At 70.7% G+C, this 20,672-nt stretch carries 17 protein-coding genes; 13 read left to right on the top strand and 4 right to left on the bottom strand.

Annotated elements, in window-relative coordinates; all coding sequences use genetic code 11:
- The first annotated feature begins 88 nt into the window (after positions 1–88).
- The 8 genes from ruvC to ACFVT1_RS28140 all read left to right on the top strand — a co-directional run bounded on the left by ruvC (position 89) and on the right by ACFVT1_RS28140 (position 9,405).
- Positions 89–661, top strand: coding sequence for a crossover junction endodeoxyribonuclease RuvC (gene ruvC / locus ACFVT1_RS28175; protein ID WP_030918815.1), 573 nt, complete (start codon positions 89–91; stop codon positions 659–661).
- Positions 658–1,284 carry a Holliday junction branch migration protein RuvA gene (ruvA, locus tag ACFVT1_RS28170; RefSeq protein WP_362205611.1) on the top strand — a complete coding sequence of 209 codons (627 nt, stop codon included), beginning with the start codon at positions 658–660 and terminating at the stop codon, positions 1,282–1,284. Before ruvC ends, ruvA begins: the two co-directional genes overlap by 4 nt.
- Before the next feature lie 94 nt (positions 1,285–1,378).
- Positions 1,379–2,476 carry a Holliday junction branch migration DNA helicase RuvB gene (gene ruvB, locus ACFVT1_RS28165; RefSeq protein ID WP_389800378.1) on the top strand — a complete coding sequence of 366 codons (1,098 nt, stop codon included), beginning with the start codon at positions 1,379–1,381 and terminating at the stop codon, positions 2,474–2,476.
- A 164-nt stretch (positions 2,477–2,640) separates the two neighbouring features.
- Positions 2,641–3,132, top strand: coding sequence for a preprotein translocase subunit YajC (gene yajC, locus ACFVT1_RS28160; RefSeq protein ID WP_362205616.1), 492 nt, complete (start codon positions 2,641–2,643; stop codon positions 3,130–3,132).
- A 146-nt stretch (positions 3,133–3,278) separates the two neighbouring features.
- A complete protein-coding gene (gene secD, locus ACFVT1_RS28155) occupies positions 3,279–5,006 on the top strand; it encodes a protein translocase subunit SecD (RefSeq protein ID WP_389800377.1) in 1,728 nt (575 codons plus the stop codon).
- Position 5,007: 1 nt separating this feature from the next.
- A complete protein-coding gene (secF, locus tag ACFVT1_RS28150) occupies positions 5,008–6,111 on the top strand; it encodes a protein translocase subunit SecF (protein ID WP_389800375.1) in 1,104 nt (367 codons plus the stop codon).
- Positions 6,108–6,662 (top strand): adenine phosphoribosyltransferase, encoded by a 555-nt coding sequence (locus tag ACFVT1_RS28145; protein ID WP_389800373.1) that lies wholly within the window; start codon positions 6,108–6,110, stop codon positions 6,660–6,662. The genes secF and ACFVT1_RS28145 overlap by 4 nt, the downstream gene beginning before the upstream one ends.
- 169 nt (positions 6,663–6,831) lie before the next feature.
- Entirely contained in the window at positions 6,832–9,405 is a 2,574-nt protein-coding gene (locus ACFVT1_RS28140) for a RelA/SpoT family protein (RefSeq protein WP_389800371.1), read from the top strand.
- 85 nt (positions 9,406–9,490) lie between these two features.
- Here ACFVT1_RS28140 and ACFVT1_RS28135 read toward each other — a convergent pair whose 3' ends face one another.
- Both ACFVT1_RS28135 and ACFVT1_RS28130 read right to left on the bottom strand, forming a co-directional pair.
- Entirely contained in the window at positions 9,491–10,720 is a 1,230-nt protein-coding gene (locus tag ACFVT1_RS28135) for a DUF349 domain-containing protein (RefSeq protein WP_389800369.1), read from the bottom strand.
- Positions 10,721–10,922: 202 nt separating this feature from the next.
- Complete coding sequence (locus ACFVT1_RS28130) at positions 10,923–11,711, bottom strand: peptidylprolyl isomerase (RefSeq protein WP_389800367.1); 789 nt, start codon at positions 11,709–11,711, stop codon at positions 10,923–10,925.
- Between the two features lie 148 nt (positions 11,712–11,859).
- On the opposite strand from ACFVT1_RS28130, the gene ACFVT1_RS28125 reads away from it, so the two are divergent.
- From ACFVT1_RS28125 to ACFVT1_RS28110, 4 genes are all read left to right on the top strand, one after another.
- A complete protein-coding gene (locus ACFVT1_RS28125) occupies positions 11,860–12,546 on the top strand; it encodes an MBL fold metallo-hydrolase (RefSeq protein WP_389800365.1) in 687 nt (228 codons plus the stop codon).
- Between the two features lie 13 nt (positions 12,547–12,559).
- Entirely contained in the window at positions 12,560–13,822 is a 1,263-nt protein-coding gene (gene hisS, locus ACFVT1_RS28120) for a histidine--tRNA ligase (RefSeq protein WP_389800363.1), read from the top strand.
- A gap of 821 nt (positions 13,823–14,643) precedes the next feature.
- Entirely contained in the window at positions 14,644–15,279 is a 636-nt protein-coding gene (locus tag ACFVT1_RS28115; protein ID WP_389800361.1) for a vitamin K epoxide reductase family protein, read from the top strand.
- Between the two features lie 69 nt (positions 15,280–15,348).
- Positions 15,349–16,731, top strand: coding sequence for a replication-associated recombination protein A (locus ACFVT1_RS28110; RefSeq protein ID WP_389800359.1), 1,383 nt, complete (start codon positions 15,349–15,351; stop codon positions 16,729–16,731).
- A gap of 120 nt (positions 16,732–16,851) precedes the next feature.
- Here the strand turns inward: ACFVT1_RS28110 and ACFVT1_RS28105 are convergent, their stop codons facing one another.
- Positions 16,852–17,553: a DUF2470 domain-containing protein gene (locus ACFVT1_RS28105; protein WP_389800358.1), complete on the bottom strand. Its 702-nt coding sequence runs from the start codon at positions 17,551–17,553 to the stop codon at positions 16,852–16,854.
- Positions 17,554–17,741: 188 nt separating this feature from the next.
- On the opposite strand from ACFVT1_RS28105, the gene rpsD reads away from it, so the two are divergent.
- Complete coding sequence (gene rpsD, locus ACFVT1_RS28100) at positions 17,742–18,356, top strand: 30S ribosomal protein S4 (RefSeq protein ID WP_114243508.1); 615 nt, start codon at positions 17,742–17,744, stop codon at positions 18,354–18,356.
- Between the two features lie 17 nt (positions 18,357–18,373).
- Here the strand turns inward: rpsD and ACFVT1_RS28095 are convergent, their stop codons facing one another.
- Positions 18,374–20,578, bottom strand: a complete 2,205-nt coding sequence (locus ACFVT1_RS28095) for an ATP-binding protein (RefSeq protein ID WP_389800356.1) — start codon at positions 20,576–20,578, stop codon at positions 18,374–18,376.
- Positions 20,579–20,672: the final 94 nt, after the last annotated feature.

Genomic DNA, 20,672 nt, shown 5'->3' with positions numbered 1-20,672 from the left:
GGGACACACCCCGTCGGCCCGTCGCATTGTCAGTGCGAGCCGATAGCCTGCGGGAACAGTTGACCGATCGGTACGGAGGGGGCGTCGTATGCGGGTACTCGGTGTCGACCCGGGGCTGACCCGGTGCGGTGTCGGTGTCGTCGAAGGTGTTGCCGGGCGGCCCCTGACGATGCTCGGTGTCGGCGTCGTCCGCACCCCGGCCGACGCCGAGCTCGGCCACCGGCTGGTCGCCATCGAGCGCGGCATCGAGGAGTGGCTCGACGAGCACCGGCCCGAATTCGTCGCCGTGGAGCGGGTGTTCAGCCAGCACAACGTCCGTACGGTGATGGGCACCGCCCAGGCCAGCGCGGTCGCCATGCTCTGCGCGTCCCGGCGCGGCATTCCCGTCGCCCTGCACACCCCCAGCGAAGTCAAGGCGGCCGTCACCGGCAGTGGCCGTGCCGACAAGGCGCAGGTCGGTGCCATGGTCACCCGGCTGCTGAGGCTCGACGCCCCGCCGAAACCGGCCGACGCGGCCGACGCCCTCGCGCTCGCCATCTGCCACATCTGGCGCGCGCCCGCGGTGAACCGCCTCCAACAGGCACACGCGGCAGCCGCCGCGGCCCGTACCCCGCGCGTTCCCCGTACCCCCGCAGTCCCCGTCCGGAAGGTCCCCCGATGATCGCCTTCGTCAGCGGCCCCGTCGCCGCACTCGCCCCGACCACGGCCGTGATCGAGGTCGGCGGCATCGGCATGGCCGTCCAGTGCGCGCCGAACACCCTCGCCGGCCTCCGGATCGGCAAGGAGGCCAGGCTGGCCACCTCCCTCGTCGTACGGGAGGATTCGCTCACCCTCTACGGCTTCGCCGACGACGACGAGCGGCAGGTCTTCGAGCTGCTCCAGACCGCCAGCGGAGTCGGTCCCCGGCTCGCCCAGGCCATGCTCGCCACCCATACCCCGGACGCCCTGCGGATCGCGGTCGCCACCGGCGACGAGAAGGCGCTCACCGCCGTCTCCGGCATCGGCAAGAAGGGCGCGCAGAAACTCCTCCTCGAACTGAAGGACAGGCTCGGCGAGCCCGTCGGCGCGCAGATCGGCCGACAGGGCATCGGCACGGCCGTCACCTCCTCCTGGCGCGACCAGCTGCAGGCGGCCCTGATCGGTCTCGGCTACGCCACCCGCGAGGCCGACGAAGCGGTCACCGCGGTCACCCCGCAGGCCGAGGCGGCGCTGGCCGAGAGCGGGCAGGCGCCCGTGCCGCAGCTGCTGCGCGCCGCGCTGCAGACCCTCAACCGCGCGCGCTGAGCGGAGCGCGGCACCCCGGGGGGCACCGACTCCCCTCCCCGACGCCGGGCCGGGCACCGCACGGCACCGAAACACCCGAGGCGGGACAGACCGAATGAACTGGGACGAGACCGGACCCGACACCGGATCCGACACCGACGAGCGCCTTGGCGAGAGCGTCGACGAGCGCCTTGTCGACGCCGGCGCGGACGGCGAGGACACCGCGGTCGAAGCGGCGCTGCGGCCGAAGGACCTCGACGAATTCGTCGGCCAGGAGAAGGTGCGTGAACAGCTCGACCTGGTTCTCAAGGCGGCCAGGGCCCGGGGAGCCAGCGCCGACCATGTCCTGCTCTCCGGCGCCCCCGGCCTCGGCAAGACCACACTCTCCATGATCATCGCGGCGGAGATGGACGCGCCGATCCGGATCACCTCGGGCCCCGCCATCCAGCACGCGGGTGATCTCGCCGCGATCCTCTCCTCGCTCCAGGAGGGAGAGGTCCTCTTCCTCGACGAGATCCACCGCATGTCGCGGCCCGCCGAGGAAATGCTCTACATGGCGATGGAGGACTTCCGGGTCGACGTCATCGTCGGCAAGGGACCCGGCGCCACCGCCATCCCGCTGGAACTGCCGCCCTTCACCCTGGTCGGCGCCACCACCAGGGCCGGACTGCTGCCGCCCCCGCTGCGCGACCGCTTCGGCTTCACCGGGCACATGGAGTTCTACGCCCCCACTGAACTGGAACGCGTCATCCACCGCTCCGCCCGCCTTCTCGACGTGGCGATAGACACGGACGGCGCCGCCGAGATCGCCGGGCGGTCCCGCGGCACCCCCCGGATCGCCAACCGGCTGCTGCGCCGCGTCCGGGACTACGCCCAGGTCAAGGCCGACGGGCGGATCGACCGCGCCGTCGCCTCCGCGGCCCTCGGCGTGTACGAGGTCGACGCCCGCGGTCTCGACCGGCTGGACCGGGCGGTGCTCGGCGCCCTGCTGAAGCTCTTCGGCGGCGGTCCCGTCGGGCTGTCGACCCTCGCGGTGGCCGTGGGCGAGGAGCGCGAAACGGTCGAGGAGGTCGCCGAGCCCTTCCTCGTACGGGAGGGGCTGCTGGCCAGGACTCCGCGGGGGCGCGTCGCGACACCCGCGGCCTGGGCCCACCTCGGCCTCGCGCCGCCACAGCACGGCGGAAAGGGACAACAGGGCCTGTTCGGGGCGTGATGGGTCACAGGTTCACCCGGACAGGAACCACCGAGCGGCGCCGGGCGTTGTTCCATCGATGCGGACTCGCTTAGACTCCGCCGATGCCGCCCTTACAGGTCGGTGTACCCACCCCCGTAGATCAGGCCGCCCTCCAGCGCGGTCGTGCGAAGGAAACTCGTCCCGTGAATCCCGTGACTCTCCTCCCCTTCATCGTGCTCATCGGGGCCATGTTCCTGATGACGCGGTCCGCCAAGAAGAAGCAGGCGGCCGCCGCCCAGATGCGCAATGAGATGCAGCCCGGCACCGGCGTCCGGACGATCGGGGGCATGTACGCCACCGTCAAGGAGCTTCACGAGGACACGGTTCTCCTTGAGATCGCGCCCGGCGTCCATGCCGTCTACGCCAAGAACGCCATCGGCGCCGTCCTCGACGACGCGGAGTACAACCGCATCGTCCACGGCGACGACGAGAACGCACTCGACATCGACGGCGCGGTCGTGCCGGACGACGCCTCCTCGCTGACCGGGGCCGACGCCGACGAGGACACCTCGGACGACGCCAAGATCGACCTGGGCAAGAAGGCCGAGGCCGACGCCGGCGACGCCGAGCCGACGGATGCCGAGTCCGACAAGAAGTCCGAGGGCAAGACCGACGGCGAGGCCGACGCGAAGTAACCCACGACCCGGGGATGCCGTGAGCCCACCGGCGTCCGGCACTCCCCGGACCGTGCGGTCTTCTGCGGGGGCGGGTCCCCACTACACTTCGTGGCCGCTCGGGCGCGTACCCGGCGCGGGGCGGTTGGACAGGGAGAAACGAGAAGGTGGCAGCACCGAAGAAGAGCCGAGGGCCGGCCGGCGGTCAGGGCAGGCCGGGGCGTTCCCTGGCTCTGATCCTGATCGCCATGGTCGCGCTCACCGGCGGGATGTTCCTGGCCGATCAGCCGACCCCGCGTCTGGGCATCGACCTGGCCGGCGGCACGTCCATCACGCTCGAGGCGAAGAGCGAGCCGGGCCAGGAATCGGCGATCAACAAGACCAACATGGACACGGCGGTCCAGATCATGGAACGCCGTGTCAATGGTCTGGGTGTCTCCGAGGCCGAGGTCCAGACGCAGGGCGATCGCAACATCATCGTCAACATCCCCAAGGGCACGAATTCCGCCCAGGCCCGTGAGCAGGTCGGTACCACCGCCAAGCTCTACTTCCGGCCGGTGCTGACAGTCGCCCAGGGCACGCCCACGCCGACGCCCAGCACCACGTCGTCCGGCAAGCCCGGCCCGGGCGCTTCGGCGGGGGCCGACGGAAAGGCGTCGTCGACGCCGACTCCGGGCGCCACCACCCAGGGCCGCGCAGTCACCGACGGCCTCAAGGCCGACTCCTCGCCCACCCCGAAGGCGAGCACCACCCCGAAGGCGGGCTCCACGCCGTCGGCATCCGCCGCCGACGAAGCGGCCGCCGCCAAGCTGCAGAAGCAGTTCGAGGAGCTCGACTGCTCCAGCAAGGCCTCCCGGTCCAAGGCCGCCCAGGGCGCCAAGCCGACCGACTCGGTCGTCGCGTGCAGCTCCGAGGGCGACGCCAAGTACATCCTGGGCCCATCCGAGGTGTCCGGCACCGAGGTCGACAACGCCAAGGCCGGCTTCGACCAGCAGCGCGGCATGTGGATCGTCAACATGGAGTTCAGCAAGCAGGGCTCCAAGCAGTTCCAGACGATCACCAAGAAGCTCTCCGCGCAGCAGTCCCCGCAGAACCAGTTCGCCATCGCCCTGGACGGCGAGGTCGTCTCGGCTCCCCAGGTGAACACGACGCTCAGCGGCAGCGCCGAGATCTCCGGCAGCTTCACCCAGCAGTCCGCCGAGGACCTGGCCAACGTCCTCTCCTACGGTGCGCTCCCGCTCTCGTTCAAGGAGCAGAGCGTCACCACCGTCACCGCCGCGCTCGGTGGCGAGCAGCTCCAGGCGGGTCTGATCGCCGGCGCCATCGGTCTGGCCCTCGTGGTCATCTACCTGGTGGTCTACTACCGCGGCCTCGCGCTCATCGCCCTCCTGAGCCTGCTGGCCTCCGGCGTCCTGACCTACACGCTCATGTCGCTGCTCGGACCGGCCATCGGCTTCGCGCTGAACCTCCCGGCGGTCTGCGGCGCCATCGTGGCCATCGGTATCACCGCGGACTCCTTCATCGTGTACTTCGAGAGAATCCGCGACGAGATCCGCGAGGGCCGTACGCTCCGCCCGGCCGTCGAGCGCGCCTGGCCGCGCGCCCGGCGCACCATCCTGGTCTCCGACTTCGTGTCGTTCCTCGCCGCCGCGGTGCTCTTCGTGGTCACCGTCGGCAAGGTCCAGGGCTTCGCGTTCACGCTGGGTCTCACCACCCTGCTCGACGTGGTCGTGGTATTCCTCTTCACCAAGCCCGTCATGACGCTGATGGCCCGTACGAAGTTCTTCTCCAGCGGTCACCCGTGGTCTGGTCTGGACCCGAAGCGGCTCGGTGCCAAGCCGCCGCTGCGCCGCTCGCGCCGTGTCAACGCCCCCACTGACCCGAAGGAGGCGTGAGATGTCGCGACTCGGCAGTCTCGGCGCCCGTCTCTACCGAGGCGAGGTCGGCTACGACTTCATCGGCAAGCGCAAGATCTGGTACGGGATCTCGATCCTGATCACCATCACGGCCATCGTCGGCCTGGCGGTCAGCGGCCTGAACATGGGCATCGAGTTCAAGGGCGGCGCGGTCTTCACCACCACGAAGACGAATGTCAGCGTGGCCCAGGCGGAAGACATGGCCACGGAGGCCTCCGGCCACCAGGCCATCGTCCAGAAGCTCGGCAACGGCGGTCTGCGCATCCAGATCACCGAGGTCGACACCGCGAAGTCCGACCAGATCAAGAACCAGCTCTCCAAGGACCTCGACGTCCCGACCGAGAAGATCGCCGCCGACCTGGTCGGCCCCAGCTGGGGTGAGCAGATCGCCAACAAGGCGTGGACCGGTCTCGGCATCTTCATGGTCCTCGTGGTGATCTACCTGGCCATCGCCTTCGAGTGGCGCATGGCCATCGCGGCCCTGGTCGCGCTGATCCACGACATCACCATCACGGTCGGTGTCTACGCCCTGGTCGGCTTCGAGGTCACACCGGGCACCGTGATCGGTCTGCTGACCATCCTCGGTTACTCCCTCTACGACACGGTCGTCGTCTTCGACAGCCTCAAGGAGGGCACGAACGGGATCACCAAGCAGACCCGGTGGACGTACAGCGAGATCGCCAACCGCTCCATCAACGGCACGCTGGTCCGTTCCATCAACACCACCGTCGTGGCGCTGCTGCCGGTCGCCGGTCTGCTGTTCATCGGTGGCGGTGTCCTCGGCGCCGGCATGCTGAACGACATCTCCCTGGCGCTCTTCGTCGGCCTCGCCGCCGGTGCGTACTCCTCGATCTTCATCGCCACCCCGCTCGTCGCCGACCTCAAGGAACGCGACCCGCAGATGAAGGCCCTGAAGAAGCGGATCCTCGCCAAGCGTGCGGCGGCCGCCGCCAAGGGCGAGTCCGCCGAGGACGAGCAGCAGGACGACGACTTCCCCCAGGACGCCGCACCCGCCGCCGCGGTCGTCGGCCAGCGCCAGCAGCCCCCCAGGGGCCACGGCCGGACCCCGGGGAAGCGTCGATGACCAGCAGCACCACCGAGACCACCCGCGAGCTTCTGCTCAGCCGGATCCGCGATGTGCCGGACTACCCCAAGCCGGGGGTGCTGTTCAAGGACATCACCCCCCTGCTCGCGGACCCGGCAGCGTTCGCGGCCCTCACCGAGACCCTCGCGGAACTCTGCGTGCGCCACGGCGCCACGAAAATCGTCGGCCTTGAGGCACGCGGCTTCATCCTGGCCGCCCCGGTCGCGATCCGGGCCGGGCTCGGCTTCGTACCCGTCCGCAAGGCCGGAAAACTGCCGGGAGCCACGCTCAGCCAGGCGTACGAGCTGGAGTACGGCACCGCCGAGATCGAGATCCACGCGGAGGACCTGTCCGCGGACGACCGGATCATGGTCATCGACGACATCCTCGCGACCGGTGGCACCGCCGGGGCCTCGCTGGAGCTGATCCGGCGCGCCGGTGCCGAGGTCGCGGGTGTCGCGGTCCTCATGGAGCTCGGATTCCTGCCCGGGCGCGCCCGTCTGGAGCAGGGCCTGCGCGGCGCCCCGCTGGAGGTCCTGATCACGGTCTGAGCGGAAGCGGACCGCACGTGGCAACGGCTCATGCGCGCAGGACGGGCATCCGGGAACAACCGGGTGCCCGTCCCGCGTTGTGAGGGGTCTCACGGTCCCCGGGGGAGGACCGGCCACAGGGTCGATACGATGGCCTTTCCGGGTACCCGGATCCGCACGAGGAGCGCTCTTGCCAGACGAGGCCCAGCCAGTCGCCGCCCCGCAGCCCGACAAGCCCGCGGCGGCCTCAGCCGTGCCCGGGAAGAAGCAGCCCGCGCAGAAGCCGAAGCCCCCGGCGCCCGAGCCCGGTGCGGGCGCGGCGCCGACCGGGGGAGCGGTGCTGCGGCCCGCCCCCGCTTCGCCCGCCCAGCCGGCTGCCCCCGCCTCCCCGGCCGCGTCCGCCGCGAAGCCCCCGTCGAAGCCCGCCGCCAAGCCCGTCACCCCGGCGGCTCCCGCGACCCGCTCCGGCGGCTCCTCCAATCGGGTACGGGCCAGGCTCGCCCGCCTCGGTGTGCAGCGCTCCAGCCCGTACAACCCGGTGCTCGAACCACTGCTGCGCATCGTCCGCAGCAACGACACCAAGATCGAGACGGCCACCCTGCGCCAGATCGAGCGCGCCTACCAGGTCGCCGAGCGCTGGCACCGCGGCCAGAAGCGCAAGAGCGGCGACCCCTACATCACGCATCCGCTCGCCGTCACGACGATCCTCGCCGAGCTCGGCATGGACCCGGCGACGCTGATGGCCGGACTGCTGCACGACACGGTCGAGGACACCGAGTACGGCCTGGACACCCTGCGGCGGGACTTCGGCGACCAGGTCGCCCTGCTGGTCGACGGTGTCACCAAGCTGGACAAGGTCAAGTTCGGCGAGGCCGCGCAGGCCGAGACCGTACGCAAGATGGTCGTCGCCATGGCCAAGGACCCCCGGGTCCTGGTCATCAAGCTCGCCGACCGGCTGCACAACATGCGCACCATGCGCTACCTCAAGCGGGAGAAGCAGGAGAAGAAGGCCCGCGAGACGCTTGAGATCTATGCCCCGCTGGCCCACCGCCTGGGCATGAACACCATCAAGTGGGAGCTGGAGGATCTCGCCTTCGCGATCCTCTACCCCAAGATGTACGACGAGATCGTCCGCCTCGTCGCCGAGCGGGCCCCCAAACGCGACGAGTACCTCGCCATAGTGACCGACGAGGTCCAGGCCGACCTGCGTGCCGCCCGGATCAAGGCCACCGTCACGGGGCGGCCGAAGCACTACTACAGCGTCTACCAGAAGATGATCGTGCGGGGCCGGGACTTCGCCGAGATCTACGACCTGGTGGGCATCAGGGTCCTCGTCGACACCGTCCGCGACTGCTACGCGGCGCTCGGCACCGTCCACGCGCGATGGAATCCGGTCCCCGGCCGGTTCAAGGACTACATCGCGATGCCCAAGTTCAACATGTACCAGTCGCTGCACACCACGGTGATCGGTCCCAGCGGCAAGCCGGTCGAGCTGCAGATCCGCACGTTCGACATGCACCGCCGTGCCGAGTACGGCATCGCCGCGCACTGGAAGTACAAGCAGGAGGCCGTCGCGGGCGCCTCCAAGGTGCGCACCGACGTGCCGAAGAACACCGGCCGAGGCCAGGACACCGTCAACGACATGGCGTGGCTGCGCCAGCTCCTGGACTGGCAGAAGGAGACCGAGGACCCCAGCGAGTTCCTGGAGTCCCTGCGCTTCGACCTCTCCCGCAACGAGGTCTTCGTCTTCACGCCCAAGGGCGACGTCATAGCGCTCCCCGCAGGTGCCACGCCGGTCGACTTCGCGTACGCCGTGCATACGGAGGTCGGCCACCGGACCATAGGGGCTCGGGTCAACGGACGGCTCGTCCCGCTCGAATCGACCCTCGACAACGGCGACCTGGTGGAGGTCTTCACCTCCAAGGCGGCCGGCGCCGGCCCGTCCCGGGACTGGCTGGGCTTCGTCAAGTCGCCCCGCGCCCGCAACAAGATCCGCGCCTGGTTCTCCAAGGAGCGCCGCGACGAGGCGATCGAGCAGGGCAAGGACGCGATCGCGCGTGCCATGCGCAAGCAGAACCTGCCGATCCAGCGCATCCTGACCGGCGACTCCCTGGTGACCCTCGCCCATGAGATGCGCTACCCCGACATCTCGTCCCTGTACGCGGCGATCGGCGAGGGCCATGTGGCCGCCGCCGGTGTCGTACAGAAACTCGTCCAGGCACTCGGTGGCGAGGACGCCGCCAACGAGGACATCGCGGAGAGCTCGCCGCCCTCGCGCAGCCGCGGCAAGCGCCGCTCCAATGCCGATCCCGGTGTCGTCGTCAAGGGCGTCGAGGACGTCTGGGTCAAACTGGCCCGCTGCTGCACGCCCGTCCCCGGCGACCCGATCATCGGCTTCGTCACCCGCGGCAGCGGCGTCTCCGTGCACCGTGCCGACTGCGTCAACGTGGACTCGCTGTCGCAGCAGCCGGAGCGGATCCTGGACGTCGAGTGGGCGCCGACCCAGTCCTCGGTCTTCCTGGTCGCCATCCAGGTCGAGGCCCTGGACCGGTCGCGGCTGCTGTCGGACGTCACCCGCGTCCTGTCCGACCAGCACGTCAACATCCTGTCGGCGGCCGTGCAGACCTCCCGGGACCGGGTGGCCACCTCGCGCTTCACCTTCGAGATGGGCGACCCGAAACACCTGGGCCACGTACTGAAGGCGGTACGGGGTGTGGAGGGCGTCTACGACGTCTACCGCGTCACCTCCGCCCGCAGGCCCTGACCCGGCCGCTCCGCGCAGACGAGAGGCCCCCTGCACACGTCCCGAGGGACGCGTGCAGGGGGCCTCGTCACCACAAGCGGCTTGATCAGCCGCCGAACTCCTCCAGGCCCTTCAGCGCCTGGTCCAGCAGTGCCTGCCGGCCTTCGAGCTCCTTGGCCAGCTTGTCGGCCCGGGCGTTGTTGCCCGAGGCACGGGCCGTGTCGATCTGCGTACGCAGCTTGTCGACGGCCGCCTGCAGCTGACCGGTCAGACCCGCGGCGCGCGCACGCGCCTCCGGGTTCGTCCGGCGCCACTCCGACTCCTCGGCCTCCTGGAGGGCCCGCTCCACCGCGTGCATCCGCCCCTCGACCTTCGGGCGGGCGTCACGCGGCACATGGCCGATGGCCTCCCAGCGCTCGTTGACGGCCCGGAACGCGGCCCTGGCCGCCTTCAGGTCCTTCACCGGCACCAGCTTCTCGGCCTCGGCCGCGAGCTCCTCCTTGAGCTTGAGGTTCTCGCCCTGCTCCGCGTCCCGTTCGGCGAACACGCCGCTGCGGGCGGCGAAGAAGACGTCCTGAGCACCGCGGAAACGGTTCCACAGGTCGTCCTCGGCCTCGCGCTGGGCGCGGCCCGCCGCCTTCCACTCCGTCATCAGATCGCGATAGCGGGCGGCCGTGGCTCCCCAGTCCGTGGAACCGGACAGCGACTCGGCCTCCGCGACCAGCTTCTCCTTGGCCTTGCGGGCCTCCTCGCGCTGGGCGTCCAGCGACGCGAAGTGGGCCTTGCGGCGCTTGGAGAACGCCGAGCGGGCATGCGAGAAGCGGTGCCACAGCTCGTCGTCGGACTTGCGGTCGAGCCGCGGGAGGCCCTTCCACGTGTCCACGAGCGCGCGGAGCCGCTCGCCCGCCGAGCGCCACTGCTCGCTCTGCGCCAGCTCCTCCGCCTCGGCGACCAGCGCCTCCTTGGCGTGCTTCGCCTCGTCGGTCTGCTTCGCCTTCTGGGCCTTGCGCTCCTCGCGCCGCGATTCGACCGTCGCGCCCAGCGCGTCGAGCCGCTTGCGCAGCGCTTCGAGGTCACCGACGGCGTGATGCTCGTCCACCTGCAGACGCAGATGCTCGATGGCGGTCGTCGCGTCCTTCGCCGACAGGTCGGTGGTCTTCACCCGCCGTTCGAGGAGGCCGATCTCGACCACAATGCCCTCGTACTTGCGCTCGAAGTAGGCCAGAGCCTCCTCGGGGGAACCCGCCTGCCACGATCCGACGACCTGCTCGCCATCGGCTGTACGCACGTACACGGTGCCTGTCTCATCGACACGGCCCCACGGGTCGCTGCTCACAGCGCCTCCTCCACCTGATGCCCGTGAGAGGGTTCGCCCCCCTGGCATCGTCCACAGTTTCCTGGGGCGGGCAGCGCCCGCCCTGCACAACGCCAATCTAGGCGACGGGCCGCCCGGCTGTCCGCACTCAGCGCGGCTCAAAATATTCCGGCCCGCGCTTCGCCGTCCTCACCGGACGGCCCGAGCGGGCCGCCCGGCCGCGTCAGGACTTCGCGACGGCGGCCTTCGAGATGTCCACGGCCTTCTTCGGCGCACCGTCGGCCGCACCGCCGGCCACACCCGCCGCACCGATCTCCTCGACGGCCTTCAGCGAGGCAGCGTCCATCGTGCCGAACGGGGTGTAGGAGGGCGGGAGTTTGCTGTCCTTGTAGACCAGGAAGAACTGGCTGCCGCCGGTGTGCGCCTGGCCGGTGTTCGCCATCGCCACGGTGCCCGCCGGATAGGTCACCGTGCCGTCCTTGCCCGCCTTGCCCAGCGCGGTCAGGTTCTCGTCCGGGATGGTGTAGCCGGGGCCGCCCGTGCCGTCGCCCTTGGGGTCGCCGCACTGCAGGACGAAAATGCCCTGCGTGGTCAGCCGATGGCACTTCGTACTGTCGAAGAAGCCCTTGTCGGCCAGTGACTTGAACGAGTTCGTGGTGTGCGGGGTCTTCGCCGCGTCCATCGTGAACGCGATGTCGCCCTGGCTCGTCCTGATCGACATCGTGTACTTCGACTTCTTGTCGATCTTCATCGCGGGCTCGGGCGCACTGCTCTTGCTCGCCGACGGCGAAGGCGCCGGGCTCTCGCTCGCGGCCGAGTCGTTCTTGTCCTTCTTGCCGTCGCCGTCGAGGGCGAGATACGTACCCGCCCCGATGACCGCCACCACGGCCACCGCCGACGCGATGACGACCGTCAGCCGCCTCGTCCTGCGGCGGGCCTCCTCCCGGCGCTGCTGCTGCCGCTCGAACTTCTCCCTGGCGAGCTGCCGCCGCCGCTGATCGCTGCTGACCACCGGGTGATCTCCTTGTAGGTCGTCTGATGGGGCCTGGGCTGCCCGTACCGTATATGGGTTAGCTGTGGAATGAGGAGCGCCGGTAGGCTCTGAACTGCCGCGACCTTCTCCGTCGCATTCCGCCGTCGGACGACCAGTAAGGACGATCGTGCTCATTGCCGGGTTCCCCGCCGGGGCCTGGGGGACCAACTGCTACCTGGTTGCCCCGGCCGCAGGCGAGGAGTGCGTGATCATCGACCCGGGCCACCAGGCCGCATCCGGAGTCGAGGAGGCACTGAAGAAGCATCGGCTGAAGCCCGTCGCCGTCGTCCTGACCCACGGCCACATCGACCATGTCGCCTCGGTCGTCCCGGTGTGCGGCGCGCACGGCGTCCCCGCCTGGATCCACCCGGAGGACCGGTACATGATGAGCGACCCGGAGAAGGCCCTCGGCCGCTCCATCGGGATGCCGCTCATGGGCGAGCTGACGGTGGGGGAGCCGGACGACGTCGAGGAACTGAGCGACGGCGCTCTGCTGAAGCTGGCCGGTCTGGAGTTCGGTGTCGCGCATGCGCCCGGCCATACCAAGGGGTCGGTGGCGTTCAGGATGCCCGAGGCCGCGGATGTTCCGCAGATCCTCTTCTCGGGCGACCTGCTCTTCGCCGGCTCCGTCGGACGCACCGACCTGCCCGGCGGCGACCACGCCGAGCTGCTCGAGTCGCTGGCGCGCGTGTGCCTGCCGCTCGACGACTCGACCGTGGTGCTGTCCGGCCACGGCCCCCAGACGACCATCGGCCGCGAGCGCGCCTCGAATCCGTACCTGCACGGTATGGACGCGCCCCGACGAGGAATGTGACGAGAGAAGTTCCGTGAGCACCTTCAAGGCCCCCAAGGGCACGTACGACCTGACCCCGCCCGACTCCGCGAAGTACCTCGCGGTGCGCGACGCGATCGCCGCACCCCTGAAGAACTCCGGCTACGGCTACATCGAGACGCCCGGTTTCGAGGACGTCGCCCTCTTCTCGCGCGGCGTCGGTGAGTCCACCGACATCGTGACCAAGGAGATGTACACCCTCACCACCAAGGGCGGCTCCCAGCTGGCGCTGCGCCCCGAGGGCACCGCATCCGTGCTGCGCGCCGCGCTGGAGGCCAACCTCCACAAGCTCGGCAATCTGCCCGTGAAGCTCTGGTACTCCGGCTCGTACTACCGCTACGAGCGCCCGCAGAAGGGCCGTTACCGGCACTTCTCGCAGGTCGGTGCCGAGGCGATCGGTGCCGAGGACCCGGCGCTGGACGCCGAGCTGATCATCCTGGCCGACCAGGCCTACCGCACGCTGGGCCTGCGGAACTTCCGCATCCTGCTCAACTCGCTGGGCGACAAGGAGTGCCGCCCCGTCTACCGGGACGCGCTCCAGGGCTTCCTGCGCGAGCTCGACCTGGACGAGGAGACCCGCCGCCGCATCGAGATCAACCCGCTCCGGGTCCTCGACGACAAGCGGCCCGAGGTGCAGAAGCAGCTGGCCGGCGCGCCCGTGCTGCGCGACTACCTCTGCGACGCCTGCAAGGCGTACCACGAGGAGGTGCGCGACCTGCTCTCCGCGGCCGGTGTGGTGTACGAGGACGACGAGAAGCTCGTCCGCGGCCTCGACTACTACACCCGCACCACCTTCGAGTTCGTCCACGACGGACTCGGCTCGCAGTCCGCGGTGGGCGGCGGCGGCCGCTACGACGGCCTGTCCGAGATGATCGGCGGGCCGGCGCTCCCGTCGGTCGGCTGGGCGCTCGGCGTGGACCGCACGGTGCTCGCACTGGAGGCGGAGGGCATCGAGCTCGAACTGCCCGCGGCGACCAGCGTCTTCGCGGTACCGCTCGGCGAGGAGGCCCGGCGGGTGCTCTTCGGGATCGTCACGCAACTGCGCCGCGAGGGCGTGGCGGCGGACTTCGCGTACGGAAACCGCGGCCTCAAGGGCGCGATGAAGAGCGCCAACCGGTCGGGCGCCCGGTTCACGATCGTCGCGGGCGAGCGGGACCTGGCAGAGGGCGCGGTCCAGCTCAAGGACATGGAGTCCGGCGAGCAGACGGCGGTCTCCCTGGCGGACGTGGCGCGGACGATCCGCGAGCGCCTGGCCTAGGGCGGGCCGGAATCCCGGCCCGCCCGGCCGACCGGCGCGGCACCCCGGTCGGCCGTCGGGCCGGTCCTTCCACCGGCGGCCTCGTGCACGGCACGAGGCCGCCGCACCGGGCCGCTGCACCGGCGGGGTCTCCCCGCACCCCCGGTCCCCGACTGCTCGATCACGGCGGCCCGCTCGGGCGGGAACACTCGGCGCAAGCCCCGGACCGTCCGCGTCGACCGGGACGTGACCGCGGTCGCGCCGAGCGCCGCACCGGGACGTCGCCGCCGGCCGCCGGAAAGCTCCTTGGCGCGGGCGCCGGCCTACGGTCCGGGACCACCGGCGCGATCACGCCCTCGCGGTCGCGTGGCCTCGGGCAGGGGCGGGCGGCATGCGCCACCGCCTCGCGCACCGTCAACCCGGCGGGCTCGGATTCATCCTGCCGGACGACTCCGAGCCGGGAGCGCCGACCGCGGTCGGCGGAAGCCGGGGGCGTCCCGAGCACCGATCCGGGCCCCTCGTCGCGGCTCCGGTGGCCCTGCGGGACTTCCGCTGCCGTGCACTTCCCGGCCCGCCCGGTCCGAGGATCCCGAACGCCCCGCCCCGCCGGATCCCCAGGTCCGGGCCGTCGACAGCGGCCGGTTCGCCGTAGCGCCCGCGCGGTCCGCGCACCGCCCCCGCACACTCGGTCGTGGTCCGGACGGTCGCGTGGACCCCTGTGGCTCCGTACCGTCCCTGCCGGAAACCTCGCGCACACCTTTATGTCCATCGAACAGAAGACCAGTGACGTGGTGCGGCACAATGACGGTGCCCAGCAGGCCACTCACTGATGGAACGGCGATATGACGACTGCAGCGGTTGACCATCCCTCCCCCGAACAGGACGAGGACGGCGGGAAGAGGACCATCGGCGGCAGCCGGGCGTTGGCACTGCTGCTGGTGATCACGGGCGCCGCCGGACTCCTCGCCGCCTGGGTCATCACGATCGACAAGTTCAAGCTGCTGGAAGACCCCAACTTCACACCGGGATGCAGCCTCAACCCGGTCGTCGCGTGCGGCAACATCATGAAGAGCGAGCAGGCGGCCGCCTTCGGCTTCCCGAACCCGATGCTCGGTCTCGCCACCTACTCCGTGATCATCGGCATCGGCCTGGCGCTGCTCGCGGGCGCCCGCTTCCGCAGCTGGTACTGGCTCGGGATGAACGCCGGCACGCTGTTCGGCGTCGGCTTCTGCACCTGGCTCCAGTACCAGTCCCTCTACAACATCAACTCGCTCTGCCTGTGGTGCTGCCTGGCCTGGGTCGCCACGATCTTCATGTTCTGCTACGTCACCACGCACAACATCGAGCACCGGATCCTGCCCGCGCCGAACTGGCTGCGCAACGGGCTGACGGAGTTCCACTGGGTGCCGCCGGTCCTGTGGGTCGGCATTATCGGCATGCTGATCCTGACCCGCTGGTGGGACTTCTGGACCGGCTGACCGGACCGCCGCTCCTGCCGGGCGACCGGCCCGGCAGGGATGTCGGTGCCGTGGCATAGGCTTCGAAACGTGGAGCCCGACCTCTTTACCGCAGCCGCCGAAGACCGCCAGGAGAAGGACCCGTCCAGCAGCCCACTGGCTGTCCGGATGCGCCCCCGCACTCTCGACGAGGTCGTCGGCCAGCAGCATCTGCTCAAGCCGGGCTCGCCGCTGCGCCGCCTCGTCGGCGAGGGGAACGGCGGGCCCGCGGGTCCTTCGTCCGTGATCCTCTGGGGGCCGCCCGGCATCGGGAAGACGACTCTGGCGTACGTGGTCAGCAAGGCCACCAACAAGCGCTTCGTCGAGCTCTCCGCGATCACCGCGGGCGTCAAGGAAGTGCGGGCCGTCATCGAGGGCGCCCGTCGCGCCACCGGCGGGTACGGCAAGGAGACCGTCCTCTTCCTCGACGAGATCCACCGCTTCTCCAAGGCGCAGCAGGACTCCCTGCTTCCGGCCGTGGAGAACCGCTGGGTGACCCTGATCGCGGCGACCACCGAGAATCCGTACTTCTCGATCATCTCGCCGCTGCTGTCGCGCTCGCTGCTGCTCACCCTGGAGTCGCTCACCGACGACGACCTGCGCGGTCTGCTCCGGCGTGCGCTGGCCGACGCGCGCGGGCTCGGCGGCGCGGTGGCGCTGCCGGAGGACGCCGAGGCGCATCTGCTGCGCATCGCGGGCGGGGACGCCCGCCGGGCGCTGACCGCGCTGGAGGCCGCGGCCGGTGCGGCGCTGTCCAAGCAGGAGACGGAGATCAGCCTCCAGACCCTGGAGGAAACCGTCGACCGCGCGGCGGTCAAGTACGACCGTGACGGCGACCAGCACTACGACGTGGCGAGCGCGCTCATCAAGTCGATCCGCGGCTCCGACGTCGACGCCGCGCTGCACTACCTGGCCCGGATGATCGAGGCGGGGGAGGACCCCCGGTTCATCGCCCGGCGGCTGATGATCTCGGCCAGCGAGGACATCGGTCTCGCCGACCCCACGGCGCTGCCCACCGCCGTCGCGGCCGCCCAGGCGGTCGCCATGATCGGATTCCCGGAGGCGGCGCTCACCCTGAGCCACGCCACGATCGCGCTGGCTCTCGCTCCCAAGTCCAACGCGGCGACGCTGGCGATCTTCGCCGCCCAGGAGGATGTGCGGAAGGGGCTCGCGGGCCCCGTCCCGGCCCATCTGCGCGACGGCCACTACAAGGGCGCCGCCAAGCTGGGCCACGCCCAGGGCTATGTGTATCCGCACGACGTCCCCGGCGGCATCGCCGTCCAGCAGTACGCCCCGGACGCGGTCCGCGACAAGCACTACTACCAGCCCACGCGCTACGGCGCGGAGGCGCGTTACGCGGATGTGGTGGAGCGGGTCCGCGAGCGCCTCGGCCGCGCGGGCTCCGACGGCGCCGCGAGCCCGTCCGCGGACTGAGGGGTCCACGCGTGGTCCGCGGACGCGCGGGCCACGCAGCCGCAGGGGTCTGGGGGAGGGCGGGGCACGCAGCCGCTGGGCCTGCGGGAGCGCGGCGGGGCCGGTTTCTTCGCTTCGGCTTCAGCCCGCCGCTGCCTCGAAGAGCGTGTGCATGGCGTGGCGGAGTCCGCTGATGTCGCGCACCGGCTCGGGAAATTCGAAGCGCGCGTCGAAGCAGCGTCCCCGGCCCTCGCAGAGGCGTACGCGCAGCCCGTACCGGTCCAGCGCGAGCGGTACGACGGAGGGCCGGTGGGCCGCGCAGCGGCGGGCCGAGAGCTCGCCCAGCAGTCCGCACAGCGTGGACAGCTGTTCGCCGTGCGCCGTGTGCAGATGCTGGAGCAGTTCCGCCTCGTGTCCGACGAGCGGGTCGGGCAGCGCGTCCCGGAACTCCTCGGGTTCGACCTCCTCGGCGCCCCACAGATCGTCCACGTACGCCTCGCCCGTCTCCAGCCGGAGCGTCGTCCGGCCGGGCCCCGACACGCCGGGTACGGTGGTGAGCCAGCCGGAGATCCGGGCGCGGCCGCGGATGCGGTGCGGTACGGAGACCGGGGCGACGTCCGTGATCTCCAGCACAGCGGTCAGCTCGTCGCCCTCGGCGTGCGTCGCGGCCCGTACGGCCGGGGATTCCGCGGGGAGTTCGAGGAACAGATCCCCGTCGGGCCCTACGTTCCTGGCCGACGGCATCAGCTGATGCGGGTCGGCCGCGTTCAGCCCGGGCACGAGCAGTACCGCCGAACAGGTACTCTGTACGAGAGTTCGTGTGCGCTCGGCTGCTGACGGCATCCGAGTGTTTTCTAGCCCGCCGGGACGCGGCTGACCACGATCTGATCGGTCCTCCGTCGTATCGGCACCCCGAGGGGTGTCGACGCTGTCAGTGCTGTCCGTGATGTGTGTGGTGTTCCCCGGGCGAGACATGCGATCTCCTCAAGTAAGGTGAGCCTAACCTAACCTACAACGGAGGTCTGGAGAACGTGCCTAACCAGTCGCGTCCCAAGGTCAAGAAGAGCCGCGCGCTCGGCATCGCGCTGACGCCGAAGGCCGTCAAGTACTTCGAGGCCCGCCCCTACCCGCCGGGCGAGCACGGCCGCGGTCGCAAGCAGAACTCGGACTACAAGGTCCGTCTGCTGGAGAAGCAGCGCCTGCGTGCCCAGTACGACATCAGCGAGCGCCAGATGGCGCGTGCCTACGACCGCGCCAAGAAGGCCGAGGGCAAGACGGGCGAGGCGCTGGTCGTCGAGCTCGAGCGCCGTCTCGACGCTCTGGTTCTGCGTTCGGGCATCGCCAAGACCATCTACCAGGCGCGCCAGATGGTCGTGCACGGTCACATCGAGGTCGACGGCCGCAAGGTCGACAAGCCGTCCTTCCGTGTCCGTCCCGACAACATCGTGATGGTCCGCGAGCGCAGCCGCGACAAGCACCCCTTCCAGGTGGCCCGCGAGGGTGGTTACGCCCCCGACGGCGAGACCCCGCGCTACCTGCAGGTGAACCTGAAGGCCCTGGCCTTCCGCCTTGACCGGGACCCGAACCGCAAGGAAATCCCCGTGATCTGCGACGAGCAGCTCGTCGTCGAGTACTACGCCCGCTGATCCAGGCGCAGTCGCTCTCACCAGCGCTCCGGCCCGCCCCTTCCCGTCGTACGGGAGGTGGCGGGCCTCCGCGTTTCCCCGGGGTCCGGCAGCGGCCCGGGGAAACGCTCCGGCGTCCGTGGCCGGCCCGCGGGCCCGCCCGCCAGCGCCCTGGCCACCGCTGCGTCCAGATCCAGCCGCCCGCCCGCACGCAGCCCCGATTCGTACGGGCCGTCACCCAGCTCCCGGCGGGCCAGCTGCTCGCAGCGGACACGGGGCTGCCCGTAGTAGGCCGAACCGAACAGCGGCAGCCCCACCGACGGCCAGATCCGGTCGGCGGCCCCCTGCAGCACCGCCGCCTCCGCCGCATCCCCCTCGACCGCCGTGACCAGGGCCATCAGCTCCAGGGCGAGGACCGAGCCGAGCAGATCGTGGAACATGCGGCCGATCGCCAGGGACTCCCCGAGCAGCTCCCGGGCCCGGTCCGGCCGGTCCCGTCGCAGCGCCGCGAAGGCCAGGACGTACAGCGCGTACGAGAGGGCCCACCGCTCCCCGTGGTCCTCGCAGATCTCCCTGACCTCCTCGCAGATCGAGGCGGCGCCGTCCGGGTCCCCGTGGAACCCGACCGCCATCGCCAGCTCGATCTGGGCCATCAGCACATTGCTGTTCAGCTCGCCGAGCTCCCGGTAGCGGCCGAGCGCGTCGTCCAGCAACTCCTGCGCCCTGACCATGTCGTCCGTGACGAGCGCCAGGCACCCCATCCGGTGCACCGCGTACGCGAGCGCCGTGGAGTCGTCGGCCCGGTCGGCCTCGTCCCGGCACTCCTGCAGTGCGGAGATCGCGCCGACCGGGTCCCCCTGCAGCACGGCCACATGACCCAGCACCCACAGCGCCTTGAGCCGCGAGGAGTCGTACGGTGTCTCCTCCTCCAGCACGTGGTCCAGCCAGTGCCGGCCCTCCGACAGGCGTCCGCAGCCCACCCAGAGGAACCAGAGGGTGCCCGCGAGGTACTGCGCGAGGTGGGCCTCGCCCGGGCTCTCCAGCGAAGACTCCATCGCCCGCCGCAGATTCGGCAGCTCGCTCTCCACCCGGGCGGCCACCTCGCCCTGCCGCGGGCTGAACCAGTCGAGCTCGCACCAGGTGGCCAGGCCCAGGAACCAGTCCCGGTGGCGGCGGCGCAGCCGGTCCGTGTCGCCGGTGGCCGCCAGCCACTCGGCGCCGTACTCCCGCACCGTGTCCAGCATCCGGTAGCGGGTGCCGGCCGCCGAGTCCTCGCGCACGACGACGGACTGCGCCAGCAGTCCGCAGAGCGCATCGAGCACCGACTCGGCCGGCAGGCCGCCGCCGCCGCAGACGTACTCGACGGCTTCCAGATCGAACTGCCCGGCGAACACCGAGAGCCGCGCCCAGAGCAGCCGCTGCTCCGGAGCGCAGAGTTCGTGGCTCCAGCCGATGGCCGTGCGGAGGGTCTGGTGGCGTGCCAGGGAGCCGCGGCCGGAGCCGGTCAGCAGCCGGAAGCGGTCGTCCAGACGCTGCAGCACCTGCTCGGTGGAGAGGGCGCGCAGCCGTCCGGCGGCCAGCTCCAGCGCGAGCGGGATCCCGTCCAGCCGGCGGCACAGCTCCCGTGCGCTCGAGCGATTGCGGTCGGTCAACCGGAACCCCGGCCGCACCGCGGCGGCCCGCTCCGCGAGGAGCAGCATCGCGTCCTCGTCCTTCATCGGCGCGAGCGGGAAGGTGAGCTCGCCGTCCAGCTCCAGGGGCAGCCGCCCGGCGGCCAGCACCCGCAGCTGCGGGGCCCGGCGCAGCAGTTCGCGCACCAGCTCGGCACAGGCGTCCACGAGATGCTCGAAGCCGTCGATCACCAGGAGGAGTTGGCGTCCGGCCAGGTGCTCGACGAGCGTCGTACGGGGCGGTCTGCTGGTGTGATCGGTCAGTCCGAGGGCGTCCACCAGCGCGTGTTCCAGCAGCTCGGGATCGTGGATGGCGGACAGCTCCACCATGCGGACACCGTCGCAGTACCGTTTCTCCATGAGCGCCGCGATCTTGGTGGCGCAGCGGGTCTTGCCCACTCCGCCCACCCCGACCACGGTGACGAGCCTCGATTCGTCCAGCCGTCGGCCGAGGCCGGCCAGTTCGTTCTCCCGGCCGACGAAGCTGTTGAGTTCCGCCGGGAGACCGCCGGGGGCGGCTGTGGGAGTTCCCGGACCGTGGGGGGAGGGGAAGGAGCGCTGGGGGCGTCGCATGAAACACGCAGAGTACTGGCATGAATGCTCTCCGTACAATCGCCTTATGGCAACTCCGGTCCTTCCCGCCGGTAATGCGGTACGGGGCGCGACC

Origin of the sequence: Streptomyces sp. NPDC057963, from assembly GCF_042887155.1 — a bacterium.
Taxonomy (GTDB): Bacteria; Actinomycetota; Actinomycetes; order Streptomycetales; family Streptomycetaceae; genus Streptomyces.
This window is presented reverse-complemented; position numbering and strand designations above follow the sequence as displayed.

Excerpts from the sequence above, each read along its gene's own strand:
- secF (WP_389800375.1), top strand. The coding sequence starts at position 5,008 with ATGTCGCGACTCGGCAGTCTCGGCGCCCGTCTCTACCGAGGCGAGGTC.
- ruvB (WP_389800378.1), top strand. The coding sequence starts at position 1,379 with ATGAACTGGGACGAGACCGGACCCGACACCGGATCCGACACCGACGAG.
- ACFVT1_RS28095 (WP_389800356.1), bottom strand. The coding sequence starts at position 20,578 with ATGCGACGCCCCCAGCGCTCCTTCCCCTCCCCCCACGGTCCGGGAACT.
- ACFVT1_RS28105 (WP_389800358.1), bottom strand. The coding sequence starts at position 17,553 with ATGCCGTCAGCAGCCGAGCGCACACGAACTCTCGTACAGAGTACCTGT.
- ACFVT1_RS28115 (WP_389800361.1), top strand. The coding sequence starts at position 14,644 with ATGACGACTGCAGCGGTTGACCATCCCTCCCCCGAACAGGACGAGGAC.
- ruvC (WP_030918815.1), top strand. The coding sequence starts at position 89 with ATGCGGGTACTCGGTGTCGACCCGGGGCTGACCCGGTGCGGTGTCGGT.
- ACFVT1_RS28145 (WP_389800373.1), top strand. The coding sequence starts at position 6,108 with ATGACCAGCAGCACCACCGAGACCACCCGCGAGCTTCTGCTCAGCCGG.
- ruvA (WP_362205611.1), top strand. The coding sequence starts at position 658 with ATGATCGCCTTCGTCAGCGGCCCCGTCGCCGCACTCGCCCCGACCACG.